Origin of the sequence: Solemya velesiana gill symbiont, from assembly GCF_002020805.1 — a bacterium.
Classification (GTDB): Bacteria; Pseudomonadota; Gammaproteobacteria; order Chromatiales; family Chromatiaceae; genus Sedimenticola_A.
Genome location: NZ_MPRJ01000075.1, coordinates 5,182 through 17,698 on the forward strand (window position 1 = coordinate 5,182; position 12,517 = coordinate 17,698).

At 54.7% G+C, this 12,517-nt stretch carries 13 protein-coding genes and 3 pseudogenes; 11 read left to right on the forward strand and 5 right to left on the reverse strand.

What is annotated here, in order from left to right:
- The 9 genes and pseudogenes from BOW53_RS13980 to BOW53_RS13355 form a co-directional block, all read left to right on the forward strand.
- A pseudogene (locus BOW53_RS13980) lies at positions 1-118 on the forward strand (IS30 family transposase); the annotation flags it as partial.
- Between the two features lies 1 nt (position 119).
- Complete coding sequence (locus BOW53_RS10340) at positions 120-665, forward strand: Rossmann-fold NAD(P)-binding domain-containing protein (RefSeq protein ID WP_425442920.1); 546 nt, start codon at positions 120-122, stop codon at positions 663-665.
- Positions 666-676: 11 nt separating this feature from the next.
- Positions 677-1,603, forward strand: a complete 927-nt coding sequence (locus BOW53_RS10345) for a 2-oxoacid:acceptor oxidoreductase family protein (RefSeq protein WP_078487912.1) — start codon at positions 677-679, stop codon at positions 1,601-1,603.
- The gene (locus BOW53_RS13335) at positions 1,600-2,127 is read left to right on the forward strand and encodes a hypothetical protein (RefSeq protein ID WP_281254044.1); all 528 of its coding nucleotides are present in this window, start codon (positions 1,600-1,602) and stop codon (positions 2,125-2,127) included. The genes BOW53_RS10345 and BOW53_RS13335 overlap by 4 nt, the downstream gene beginning before the upstream one ends.
- Positions 2,024-2,848, forward strand: coding sequence for a hypothetical protein (locus tag BOW53_RS13580; protein WP_281254045.1), 825 nt, complete (start codon positions 2,024-2,026; stop codon positions 2,846-2,848). The genes BOW53_RS13335 and BOW53_RS13580 overlap by 104 nt, the downstream gene beginning before the upstream one ends.
- On the forward strand, positions 2,845-3,762 hold the full coding sequence (locus BOW53_RS10355) for a thiamine pyrophosphate-dependent enzyme (protein WP_078487913.1): 918 nt from the start codon (positions 2,845-2,847) through the stop codon (positions 3,760-3,762). Before BOW53_RS13580 ends, BOW53_RS10355 begins: the two co-directional genes overlap by 4 nt.
- Positions 3,763-3,902: 140 nt before the next feature.
- A complete protein-coding gene (locus tag BOW53_RS13345; RefSeq protein ID WP_245832106.1) occupies positions 3,903-4,472 on the forward strand; it encodes an AMP-binding protein in 570 nt (189 codons plus the stop codon).
- A gap of 17 nt (positions 4,473-4,489) precedes the next feature.
- A pseudogene (locus BOW53_RS13350) lies at positions 4,490-5,258 on the forward strand (AMP-binding protein).
- A gap of 23 nt (positions 5,259-5,281) precedes the next feature.
- On the forward strand, positions 5,282-5,599 hold the full coding sequence (locus BOW53_RS13355) for an AMP-binding enzyme (protein WP_245832107.1): 318 nt from the start codon (positions 5,282-5,284) through the stop codon (positions 5,597-5,599).
- Here the strand turns inward: BOW53_RS13355 and BOW53_RS10365 are convergent.
- Positions 5,596-5,817 (reverse strand): hypothetical protein, encoded by a 222-nt coding sequence (locus BOW53_RS10365; RefSeq protein WP_078487914.1) that lies wholly within the window; start codon positions 5,815-5,817, stop codon positions 5,596-5,598. The two genes, BOW53_RS13355 and BOW53_RS10365, sit on opposite strands and share 4 nt — an antisense overlap.
- Before the next feature lie 179 nt (positions 5,818-5,996).
- Here BOW53_RS10365 and BOW53_RS10370 point away from each other — a divergent pair, with 179 nt between their 5' ends.
- The gene (locus tag BOW53_RS10370; RefSeq protein ID WP_078487915.1) at positions 5,997-6,473 is read left to right on the forward strand and encodes an aminoacyl-tRNA deacylase; all 477 of its coding nucleotides are present in this window, start codon (positions 5,997-5,999) and stop codon (positions 6,471-6,473) included.
- Positions 6,474-6,482: 9 nt separating this feature from the next.
- Here the strand turns inward: BOW53_RS10370 and BOW53_RS10375 are convergent, their stop codons facing one another.
- Both BOW53_RS10375 and BOW53_RS13585 read right to left on the reverse strand, forming a co-directional pair.
- Positions 6,483-7,487, reverse strand: coding sequence for an HDOD domain-containing protein (locus BOW53_RS10375; RefSeq protein WP_078487916.1), 1,005 nt, complete (start codon positions 7,485-7,487; stop codon positions 6,483-6,485).
- A 65-nt stretch (positions 7,488-7,552) separates the two neighbouring features.
- Positions 7,553-7,684, reverse strand: a complete 132-nt coding sequence (locus BOW53_RS13585; RefSeq protein ID WP_281254046.1) for a hypothetical protein — start codon at positions 7,682-7,684, stop codon at positions 7,553-7,555.
- Between the two features lie 256 nt (positions 7,685-7,940).
- Between BOW53_RS13585 and BOW53_RS10380 the strand changes: the two genes are divergently transcribed.
- On the forward strand, positions 7,941-9,023 hold the full coding sequence (locus tag BOW53_RS10380) for a 3-deoxy-7-phosphoheptulonate synthase (RefSeq protein WP_078487918.1): 1,083 nt from the start codon (positions 7,941-7,943) through the stop codon (positions 9,021-9,023).
- A gap of 97 nt (positions 9,024-9,120) precedes the next feature.
- On the opposite strand, the gene BOW53_RS10385 is transcribed toward BOW53_RS10380, so the two are convergent.
- Together BOW53_RS10385 and BOW53_RS10390 are read right to left on the reverse strand one after the other, a co-directional pair.
- Positions 9,121-10,878 (reverse strand): ATP-binding protein, encoded by a 1,758-nt coding sequence (locus BOW53_RS10385; RefSeq protein WP_078487919.1) that lies wholly within the window; start codon positions 10,876-10,878, stop codon positions 9,121-9,123.
- Positions 10,879-11,076: 198 nt separating this feature from the next.
- Positions 11,077-12,108 (reverse strand): annotated as a pseudogene (locus tag BOW53_RS10390) (substrate-binding domain-containing protein).
- Positions 12,109-12,517: the final 409 nt, after the last annotated feature.

Here is a 12,517-nt window from a genome sequence, read left to right on the forward strand (position 1 = left end):
CGTCCTCCACGACAAATCCATGGGTAGTGACCTGTATCATCACCTTCGCTGCCAGAAGCAGCGCCGCAAACGCTACGGCAGCTACAGCCGCCGTGGGCAAGCATTCGGCCCGGTTTCTGATGGAAAAGGGCGCAAAGGTGGTCGGCGTGGCCGACTCCAAGGGGACTATTGTCAACCCCGATGGTTTGGATCTAGATACCCTCATCAGCCTGAAGGCCGACGGGTGCAGTGTCATCGAATACGCCGAGGGACAGAAACTGAAGCGCGATGCAGTGGTAGGCGTGGAGTGCGATATCTGGATCCCGGCCGCAAGGCCCGACGTGGTCCATGGCGACAACGTGGGGCAGATGAAGACGAAACTGGTGGTAGAGGGCGCGAACATCCCCTTCACCTACGATGCGGAGAAGTACCTGTATGAGCGTGGGGTGATAGTGGTGCCCGACTTCATCGCCAATACGGGAGGTGTGATCTGTGGCGCCATGGAGTACCAAAGCATGAGCCAGGGTGCGGCCATGGACGTGATTGCAGAGAAGGTTCATGAGAATACCGCCCAGGTTCTCGAGCGGGCGTGGCGCGAGAAGATTACCCCCAGGGATGCTGCCGTGGAACTGGCCACGGAACGGGTCAAGCGGGCCATGACAACGCGGCGCTGGTCCATTTTCTAGGCGGACTTGTAATGTATCGCATACGCTTTCACGGTCGCGGCGGTCAGGGTATGAAGACGGCCAGTCGCATTCTCGGCACTGCTTTTTTCCGCCAGGGCTACGAGGTGCAGGATGCTCCCCGCTATGGTGCCGAGCGGCGTGGGGCGCCGATATTCGCCTTTGTCCGTGCAGCCAGGACACCGATCTATGAGCGGGGTATCATCCGGCATCCCGACCTGGTGATCGTTGCTGACGACACCCTGGTGCCGGTACCTGCAGCCGGTGTGCTGGCGGGTGCCGATGCCCACACGGTTATCCTGATCAACACACATGAGACTGCCAATACATGGCGGCACCGCCTTAACCTGGAGGGGCCTGTGCTGATTCTGTCGGCAGCGGAAGAGGTGGCGGACCGTGCCACCCTGCCTTACGTGGGTGCTGCTTGCGCTGGTGCTGCCGCCGCCTTGATTGGCGAGATACCCAGGGCGGATCTTGAGGCTGCCCTGCACGATGAGTTGGGACATCTTGGGCAGGCGGTGGTGGATGAGAACCTGCGTGTTGCCTGCGAGGCCTATGACTACTGTGCAGGGCAGGCCGGTATCGTCACCGCCAGCGAAGCACTCTCCGCTGAGCAGTGGGCGGAGCCGGAGTGGATCGATCTCCCCTTCGAGCAGAGCGGCGTCTCAGCGCCCACCATTCATGGCGGGCTGACAAGTGAGCTGATGCCCACCGGTTCCTGGCGCACCATGCGACCGGAGGTCGATTATGAACGGTGCAATCGCTGCTGGTGGGTCTGCAGTACCTTTTGCCCCGACAGTGCCATCGACGTGGATGAGGAAGGTTATCCCCATATCGACTATAACCACTGCAAGGGTTGCCTGATCTGCGTTGCCCAGTGTCCGCCCCATGCTATCGAGGCACTGCCTGAGCATGGTGACAAGGAGGGAGGTGAGTCATGAGTCGCGTGCTGATGACCGGCAACGCCGCCGCAGCCTGGGGAGCCAGGCTGGCCGAGGTGGACTATGTGCCCGCCTTCCCCATTACGCCCCAGACCGAGATCATCGAGTCCCTGTCAGCCTGGACGGACAGCGGCGAGATGACGGGCAGGCGGGTCACCCTGGATTCCGAGCACTCCATGCTCACCGCAGCGGGTGCTGCCGCGGCTACCGGTATCCGCGTCTTCAGCGCCACTTCGAGCCAGGGTCTGCTCTACGCCATGGAGATGCTCTACACCGTCTCCGGCTGGCGTGCACCCTTCGTGCTGGTCAACGTATCACGGGGACTTTCAGCGCCGATCACCCTGGAGCCCGATCACAACGATGTCCTGGCAGCCAGGGATTCCGTGTTTCCTGCAGATCCACTGTGCTACCTGCCAGGAGGTGCTAGACAGCGTTCTGCTCGCTTACCGCCTTGGCGAGGATCGGTCGGTGCGCCTGCCGGTGCTGGTCAACATGGACGGTTTCTATCTATCCTTCACCCGTGAGCCCGTGGAGGTCCCCGATCAGGCGAAGGTGCGGCAGTTTCTCCCGCCCTTCGATCCCGGTGAACTGCGCTTCCAGGCCAGCGCGCCGGAGAGCCAGGCGGTGGCAGTGCTGGGAGGCGGGCCTTACTCCTACTTCCGATATGAGACCCACTTGGCTGCGCGCAACGGGTTGGCGGTTTATGACCGGGTTGCAGGGGAGTTTGCCGAACTGTTTGGCCGCAACCATCCGGCGGTTGAGGCCTACCGCTGTGATGATGCAGAGTACCTGTTCGTTATGATGGGTTCCTTTGCCACCAAGGCCAAGGCGGCAGTGGACAGTCTGCGCGAGGTAGGTTGGAAGATAGGCCTTGTGCGTCCCAGGCTGTTGCGGCCGTTTCCCGAGCAGGCGCTGCAGGGTCTGTTGAAGGGCCGGCGGGCAGTGGCGGTGATCGACCAGAACATCTCCATGGGCGGTGTATTGCATACCGAGACTGCAGCGGCCCTTTACGGTCAGCCCGGTGCCCCGGGACTGTTGGCCAGCTTTATCGGCGGGCTTGGTGGGCGCGACATTGCCCAGGAGGAGTTTTTCCAGATCGCCAGCGTGATACGGGATGCGGTCGACAAGGGAGAGCAGTTGCCGGTTCGCCTCCTCTACACCGATGCCGAACTGAGAGAGACCCGCAAACTCCAGAGCATTGCGCGGGTGGAGCGCAACGAGCTGAAGGAGGGAGGCGACTCATGAATGAGACACGCTTTAAAAATGTGAAACAGCTCCCCTCGACCCACCTGCTCGGATCGGGCAACCCCATGTGTGCCGGCTGCGGTGGACTGGAGGCGCTGCACGAGATCTACGACATCCTGGGTGAGAACAGCGTGTTCGTAAATGCCGCGGGCTGCATGACCCTGTTGGCGGTCTACCCTTTCACGCCGTTTCGTGGTTCATGGCTCTACACGGCAATGGCCTCGGCGCCGGCAGGTGCCCAGGGTATACGCGATGCCCTGGACATTCAGCTCGATAAAAAACGGCTGGCGAAAGATGATGACATGCAGGTGGTGGTGCTCACCGGTGACGGCGCTGCCTACGGCATGGGACTCTCCGTCACCTCGGGTGCCATCGAGCGCAACCTGGATTTTCTCTATATCTGCTATGACAACGAGGGCTACGGCAATACCGGGCAGCAATACTCCGAGGCCACGCCCCACGGGGCCAGGACCTCAACCAGTCGGGTGGGTATCGGCTTCTCCGGTGACAAGAAACCGCTGTTCGATATTTGGGCGGCTCACAAGCCTGCCTACGTGGCGACGGTGATCGGCGCTGAGCCGCTGGACCTTGCGCGCAAGGTGGAGAAGGCGAAAGCCATCAAGGTACCACGCCTGATCATTGCCCTGTCACCCTGTCCAACGGGCTGGGATTTTGATCCAAAGGAGGCGGTGGAGATCGGCAAGCTGGCGGTGAAGACCGGCATCTGGCCCCTCAAGGAGTACGTGGATGGACAGGTTGTGCATACCAAGGTGCCCAGCAAGCGTCTGCCCGTCGAGCGCTACCTCGAGAAGCAGGGCCGGTTTGCGCACCTGTTCAAACCGGAGCGCAACGAGACGTTGTTGGCGGAGATTCAGGCCGGAGTCGACGCCTACTGGGCATCTGTTGTTGGTTGAGTGTTGTGACGTGCCTGGTTGACAAGGACGCCGTTAATACCTCCATGTAGGCTTGACGGCAGCATCCCTGCTGCCGTCACCTTGTCAACCAGGCACATCGCAATCTCGGTCAAGATCAACCTGATTGTGAGAGTGATTGTATGAGTATGCCTTCCAAGCATAATAGCTATTTTCAGCGGGAAGGCGATGAGCCGTTGCTGGAGGTGACCATACCCCAGTGGTTTGCCCGGATTGTCGAAACCCATGGTGATTGCGAGGCGGTGGTATCCCGGCCCCAGTCGAGACGACTTACCTACAGGCAGCTTTCAGAAGAGGTGGATTGCCTGGCCCGAGGGTTGATGGGACTGGGCTTTGCCAAGGGGGATCGCATCGGAATCTGGTCAACCAACAACATCGAGTGGCTTCTGCTGCAGATGGCTACTGCCCGCATTGGTGTTGTGCTGGTCAATATCAACCCAGCCTACCGTAGCCAGGAACTAGCCTATGTGTTGCAGCGTTCCGAGGTGCAGGGGCTGTTCCTGATCCCCGTCTTCCGCAGCAGCAACTACGTGGGGATGATGCAAAAACTGCTGCCATCCCTTGTCGATGAGCCGACAGGTGAGTTGCAGAGTAACGATTTTCCGGATCTGCGCAGGGTGGTGGTGTATGACCCTCAGTCACCATTAAACACAAATCGGCCCGCCCCGGATTTCTTGCTTGGTCTGATGTGATCGAGGCAGGGGATTCAGTGAGCCCCCAGGCCCTGGATGCGCGTACGGCCTCACTGGACTGTAGCGACCCCATCAACATCCAGTACACCTCCGGTACCACCGGATTTCCCAAGGCGGTGGAGTTGACTCACCGCAACATCCTCAACAACGCCTGGTATGGCGCCAAGTCTATGCATTTCAGTGAGCAGGACAGGCTCTGTGTTGCTGTGCCTTTTTATCACTGCTTTGGCATGTTGGTATCCAACCTGCTCTGTCTGTCGGTGGGTGCCTGCCTGGTGATCCCCTGTGAACACTTCGATGCACTGGAGGTTCTGAGGGCTGTGTCACAGGAACACTGCACGGCAATCCACGGTGTGCCCACTATGTTCATTGCCGAGTTGGAGCATTCAGAGTTCAATCAATTCGATCTCAGCTCGTTGCGTACCGGGGGCACCCTGTCCTCCCGAACTGATGCGGCGGGTGATGCATGACATGCACTGCGAAGAGATCCTGATCGGTTATGGACAGACCGAGGCGTCGCCCCTGACCCACCTCACCTCGAGGGATGACTACATGGCGCTGAGGGTGGAGACCGTAGGCACCAACCTGCCGCACCAGGAGCTGAAGGTGGTTGCCGTGGGTGAGGATGAACCGCTGCCCCTGGGGGAGATCGGAGAGGTGTGCTTTCGTGGCTACCACATCATGCGGGGCTACTATGGGGATGCACAGGCTACAGGAAAAGCCATCGATTCCTCAGGCTGGCTACATTCGGGAGACCTGGGAAGCATGGAAGAGGGGGATACCTGAAAATAACCGGTCGCCTCAAGGAGATGATCATCCGGGGAGGGGAGAATATCTATCCGCGGGAGATCGAGAATTACCTCTTTACCCACCCCAAGGTGGCCTCGGCGGCCGTGTTTGGCATACCCGACGAATTCTACGGGGAGGAGCTGGTAGCCTGGATCAAACTGCACGAGGGTCAGGCGGCAACAGAGCAAGAGATGAGGGATTTCTGTAGAGCGGGTCTTGCTCACTTCAAGATTCCCAAGATCATCCGTTTCGTGGACCGGTTTCCAATGACGGTCACAGGCAAGCTGCAGAAGTTCCGCATGCGCGAGGTAATGTGTGGTGAATCCAAGAAGCGCTAAAGTTCCATCTCTCTTTTTTCAATATGGCGCTTGATGGCCTTTACCGTCTCGTTAAACTCTTCGGTAACAAGTTCCAGCTCGTCTGCAATGGCCGAACGCACCATCTGTTCCAGTTCTTCAAACTGGCTGTCGGTGATGTGTTGAGTCGCGTCAGGTCCGAGGATCTCCCTGAAGTGATCGACCACCTTCTTTGAGTGCTGCTCGAGACTGTTTGTCATAGCCCAATCCTCTACGCCATTGAGTATCCTGCTCTATAGTTAAGTTTAGGCATAAATGTCTATTTCGTAGAGACTGCGGGAATTAAAGTACACATGTGTTGCTGATGTCCCGATCTGTACTAAGCTCAAAACAAGGAAGAAAAATAGTGACAGTGAACTGCTAAGGGGATGGATGAAAGATGGCAATTCCCAAGAAACTTCTCGAATTTCTTAAGCAACAGGATGCGAACTACAAACTGGTTGCTCATCCGCGGACAGGGTCGAGCATGGAGACGGCAGAGCAGGCCCATATTTCAGGAGACGCATTGGCCAAGGGTGTGGTGGTGCGGGAGGATTCTGAATTCCTGCTGGTGGTTGTACCCTCCGATTACCACATCGAACTGGAGAGCCTGAGAAAGATGCTCGATCGTGACGTCATCCTTGCCGTGGAGGGCGAACTGGGGTCACTCTTTCCCGACTGTGAGCTGGGTGCGGTGCCTCCCATGGGCGAACCTTATGGGCTGACCACCATCTGGGATCCTAATACGACCCTGGGCCAGGAGGAGCGGGTCTATTTCGAGGCAGGTGACCATGAATACCTGGTATCCGTTTCAGGCAGGCAGTTCCATGAGTTGATGGCCCACGCTGAACGGGGTGAATTCAGTCATCACGTATAAAGCGGGAAGTCAGCTGATGAGCTGAAGGACTTCTCTGACCTCCTCTTCAGCTTCCTGCCGGATATCGGTGGCCAGTTTTTTATTGAGCATGCCGCGTGCGACCTTCTTCAATGCAGGTATGCGTCTCCTCATGATCTCCACTTCATTGGCAGGCATACCGGAGATCATGTGGGCTGCAATCACCAGGTCGGTGTAGTCAGATTTTGAAGCCGGGTCGCGTTGCCAGTTTTCAGACTCCATTACGACATTGACGCTCTCATCCCCGAACTCCCACTTTCTCAGCACCATGGCCCCAACCTGGGTTCTCAGGGCGGTGATGGCTTCATTGAGCAGTTCTTCCGAGTTGAACAGCTCAGGTATGCCCGAGGCGTAATTGATGATCGGTAGAACACCAATATCGTGCAACAGTCCCAGCAACATCGCCCGCTCAGGGTCTAGCCCGGGTGTCATCCTGGCAAGGGTGTAGCAGGTGGCGCCTACGTGGGCATTGTGTTTCCACAGTTTCAGCATGTGTTTCTTCAAGCGCAGGGAGTAGCTGGTGATCAGGTCACGGGTTACTTTCAAGCCCAGGAATACGACGGCATTGCGGCAGGTTTTTATAGGGGTCTGAACACCGTACAGTGGGCTGTTGGCGGCTCTCACCAACTTGGCGGCAAGAGCAGAGTCTGTTTGGATAATGCGCGCCACGGTCTCGACTTCACACTCTGGATCGAGGACGGCCTTTCGAACCTTGACAGCGATTTCAGGCAAGTGGGGAAGTTGCAGCCTGTCGTTCATGTAGGCTTGGTAAATGGCGTACAAGAGTTGGTTCTGGGGGAGTTCGTCGTTGCTGGTTATCTCTTCGACGCGGTAGATACTCTCTTTCTCCTTGGGGGAAAGAATCTCCAGAAGGGTGCTGTTGATACGGATGAACTCTATCGGCTCGAGGCTGGTGGCCGTGGCTGCTGATTGGCCAGTGGTGCGAGGGTCCCATGGTCGCCGGCAAACAGGGTCTCGGTTACCCCGTCCTTCCACTCGAGCTTTACGGCGCCTTCCAATAGATAATAGATCCACTGATCGGTTTGGCCTTCCGAAAACAGTCACCTGCCCTTGGGAAGCTTTTCGATAGTGAGCTTGTGAACCAGCTCGTCGAATGCTTCCGGAGCCAGGTTGCCGATAATTTCAAGTGACCCAAGCCGGTGCCGGTCGATGCTTGATTGCGGTGTTAACACAATACGCCAGATTTGATTGACTTCGCCCAACTTATATATCGGCTGCATTGGGTGGAAACTGAGGGCTGGCTGGGTAGGCCGTGAGACGAAAATATTTCCTTTTTTTACATCTACAGTGGCATTTTTTCGTTGAATTCCCTATTCTTACGCGCTCCTGAGAATCTTATGTTTCCACCTGGCGGGTTGTGGTTGTTTGTCTGTAATGTGAACTGCTCCACAATTGTCTGGCCGGAAAAATTGCCATTGATTTTACATCATGATTAAAGACAGTCTGAACAACACAAATGTAGCCGCCGAACGGGTATTGATCTCACCGGTGGACCTCAAGCGTCACCTCCCGCTCAGTGAGGCAGGTGAAAAGACTGTCTGGAACGGCAGACAGACCATCAAGAACATCTTTCAGCGCAAGGATCCTCGTCTGCTGGTGATCACCGGTCCCTGCTCCATCCACGATGTTGAGGCGGCCAAGGACTACGCCAGGCGTTTGAAAAAACTGCACGATGAGCTGAGCGATACACTCTATATCGTGATGCGCATCTATTTTGAGAAACCCCGTACCACCGTGGGCTGGAAAGGCTTGATCAATGATCCGAGGATGGACGACTCCTTTCATATTGAAGAGGGTCTGCACAAGGCCCGGGAACTGCTTGTCTGGATGAACGAGTTGGGCCTGCCTTCAGCAACCGAGGCCCTGGATCCCATCAGCCCCCAGTACCTGGCGGATCTTTTCTCCTGGGCGGCGATTGGTGCACGCACCACGGAATCCCAGACCCACCGGGAAATGGCATCCGGCCTCTCCATGCCCGTAGGCTTCAAGAATGGTACCGATGGCGGTCTCAGCGTGGCAATCAATGCGCTGGAATCGGTTTCCCAACCGCACAGCTTTCTTGGTATCAACCAGGGCGGCCAGGTAACGGTGATTCAGACCAAGGGAAATGTCTGCGGCCATGTCATTTTACGTGGCGGGCACAAGGGGCCTAACTACGATTCGGTGCACGTGGCGCTCTGTGAAGATGAACTGCGCAAGGCGGGTGTTCCTGAAAACATCATGGTCGACTGCAGTCATGGCAACTCGAACAAACAGTATGAACTGCAGCCCCTGGTGGCGGAAAATGTGGCCAACCAGATCCTGGAAGGTAACCGCTCCATTACCGGCATCATGTTGGAGAGCAATCTCAATGAGGGTAATCAGAAGATTCCCGCTGACCTGAGCCAGCTCCAGTATGGTGTTTCGGTGACCGATGCCTGCATCAACTGGGAATCAACCGAGACCCTGCTTCGTGATATTGCGGGCAAGCTGAAAGATGCGCTGCCGGCGCGGATCAATGAACCGGAGTGACCAGTTTATTTCCCTTCGTTCCAGTCACCCGGAAAGTGTCCCCTGAAGCGTTCTGGCAGAACCGGGTGTGCCAGGTAGTAATATCAATGTAGTAATATCAATAATGTGCCAATGGCAATTCAATTAAAAATTTGCTCCCCCGCCCAGGTGTGGATTCGACACTGAGATTGCCACCATGCACCTCTGCCACGATAAAGTAGGAGGTGGATAGGCCGAGTCCAGTCCCTTCACCAACATCCTTTGTTGTATAGAAGGGTTCGAATATCCTTTTGCTTACCCGCTCATCCATGCCGGGTCCATTGTCCTGTACTTCAATACAGAGCGTATCCGACCTCATGAAGGTACGCACTTTGATGATCTGTTCTTCAGATGGCATGCCGGCATCGGAAAATGCGTGAGCGGCATTGCGGAACAGGTTCAGAAGCACTTGCTGTATCTCGGAGGCAATACACAAGACATGAGGATTGGATGGGGCATAATATTTTTCGATTGTGATGCTGTGAAAGTCGAATCGCTTTTTAAGGTCGTAATCGACCTGGGCGAGATCCAGGGTCTGCTCAATTATTTGGTTTATCGATGCGGGTTGCTTTGTCTCCTCTGCTTTTCGGGAGAACATCAACATATTGCTGACGATTTTTGCAGCACGCTCTCCAGAATCAACGATGCTATGCAGAAAACCGTTGACGCCTCTTTTTTCCGTGTAGGTTTCGACTTTATCCAGGTCAATGCCTGTTTCCGCGGCGATGGTCCGGTTCTGTTGCAGGTTTGGTGACAGTCGCCTTTTCACGTTTTGTACACCTTGAAGTACACCGCCCAGGGGGTTATTGAGTTCATGGGCCATGCCGGCCGCCAGTCCCCCTACGGACATCATTTTTTCCGTCTGCATCATCATGCCCTGCATCCGTTTCCAGTCGGTTATGTCGGTGTTGAAGCCGACGAAGCGCAATGGCGTTCCGTCATTGGAAAAAAGCGCTTTGCCACGGCCGGTTATCCAGTGCCACTCCCCCGATTTTGCTCGCATGCGGAATGTGCTCTCATAAATGCCTATTCCCTTGGAGGCAAGGTAGTCATCAACCCTTTGATGTGCTTGTTCCGCGTCATCAGGGTGTAGCAGCCCGGACCAGCACTCGATGGTATCGGGCAGTTCGCCTTCCTCGTAACCGAGCATGGTTTCAAATTGCGCCGAATGAATTACGGTGCCGGTTTGCAGGTCCCAGTCCCAAAGGCCATTGTTGGTACCTTCGATCGCCAATTGGAAGCGTTCTTTTTCCTTTTGCAGCGCTTCATGTTGTTCCTGCAGTTTTATTCGGGAATCCCTTATTGCAGAGAGCATCCTGTTCATGGTGTTGGAGAGGATTGAAATCTCTCTTGGGCCCTGAATCGGAATCGGTTCAATCGGAATGCCGTCCACATCGCTGTGGTTGATTGTCGTGACAATATGGGAGAGGGGTGTAAGCAGAAATCTGCGTATGGTGATAAAGAGGGCCAGGATCAGCACTAAAGAAATTGCGATAGTGTCTATGGTGGTGCGGACGATGATCTCGTTGAGTTCCCTGTTCATCTCGTCATCCGTGATGTAAATGCTGATCGTACCCAGTTTCTCTCCTGAAGGATCGGTGATTTCGTGTCTGTCCGAGTAGAAGCACTGCTCTAATTGCCTGTTCTGCTCGCTATTCTCTGAGCTGTAATCAATGATGTTTCCCTCGGCATCCCTGATTTTTCCGCTGATATAGGCTTTTCGGCCGATGATCTTCCCCATGTTGTAGTCTTCCACCACAATGGCAAAGTTGTTGCGGCGTTCCATTTCGGTGAAGACCAGCTTGTCATACTCGTTCACTGCGTATGACATGATCATGCTGACAACGTTTTTTCCAGGGAGACGATGCTGAGCTTGGAGGTGTGTTTCATCTCCGCGATTATCTTATCTTTCGTTGCCATATAGGTGTAGGTCGCGTGTGACGACATGATGAGCGCAACCGTCGAGATGATGATCCCGAGAGTGATGTATAACGATTGTCTAGAGGTGAGAATACCTGGTATTCGCATCAAACTCTCATTCCTCTATTCCCAGAACATTTCTTTTGATTGTTGGAAGCATCTCCTCGATATTTTCTGTTGAGATAGCGAGAATCGGAAGTTGTCTGTTCTTCTCGACAGCTTCGCCATTAAGGTGCCTGTCCATTGCAATTACCGCCTCCTGGCCCATCAGGTAGGGTTGCTGCATTGCTGCGCCCACAAGCACGCCCTTGGAAATGAGCTCCAGGAATATCGGTTCTGCATCGAAGGATATGTACACGATCTCATCTTTCTTTCCGGCATCGGCAATTGCATCCAGTACACCCTGGTACCTGTCCGAACCCTGGGTCCAGATGGCGCGGAGGTCCGGGGCACTTTTGATGAGTTTCATGCTCAGGTCGTAGGTCTCCTGGTAGGAGAAGTCGACTTGCTGTTCAATGCCTGCGCCCTTGATTCCTGCCTCGCGCATTGCCTGCATGAATCCGGCAGTTCTGGCTTGTCCGTTGGCTTATTTTCTGGGGTATGGCGACGATGCCCACCCTGCCGTCGTTCCAGCCGAGCTCTTTGAGCTTTTTAACCAGGACCTGGCCTATCTGTATGCGCCATCCTGATTGTTCGAAGAGATGTAGGAGACATATTCACCACCATCTGTTCCGAAGTCGGATATGACCACCGGAATGCCTGCACTATTTGCGAGCTTAAGGATTGTGACGCATGCCGATGAATTGGTGGGTGATACGATGATTCCCGATACCTTCTCTCTGATTGCGTCAGCTACGATTTCCAATTCTTTCTTGGCGTTGTTTTCGGCGCTGTAGGTGTGAACCTCGTATCCCAGCGTTTTTGCGGAGAACTTGATACCGCGATCCATGATGTCCCAGAACGGGATTCTCAGATCTGAGACGATATAGGCTAACTTCTGTTTGGTTTGTTCCATTGATGTCCCTTGCTCAGGACCCCCTGCAGCCCAACTGTTTGGAGCCAGGACAATACCGGCTAACAACATCAGCGTCATCAGAAACACAATGCGCTGTATTTTGTATTGGGATGTAAGTGTTAGGGTCTTCATTTTGCATCTGCTGACTTGTTGGTTATACGTCTCTGACAGTGGAACCCGGGCCAAATCAAGAATACTTTTCCGATAACTAATTTATAGCAAAGAACAGTTTAATCCACAGGCGCATTTGTAAATGTATTGGACCTGGGTGGGAGGTATTTTAAATGCAACTTCAATGAGTTAAGGGATGGTTGATACGACCGGGAATAACATTGTCCAGTAGGCTTGGTGAAGCTGCTTCCTGTGGTCGTTTTGTTATGGATGATTCACTCTATTTATTATTCAGAGGGAGAATTGATTGGTGATAGCTATAAAAAACTATGGATGGTCTGAAAAATAAGAGTTTTCATTCACCAGGCACCCAAATTCAAATATCCGTCAAATAAGCCTGTCTTTTATCCCCGAATTGGCCTTGAACTTG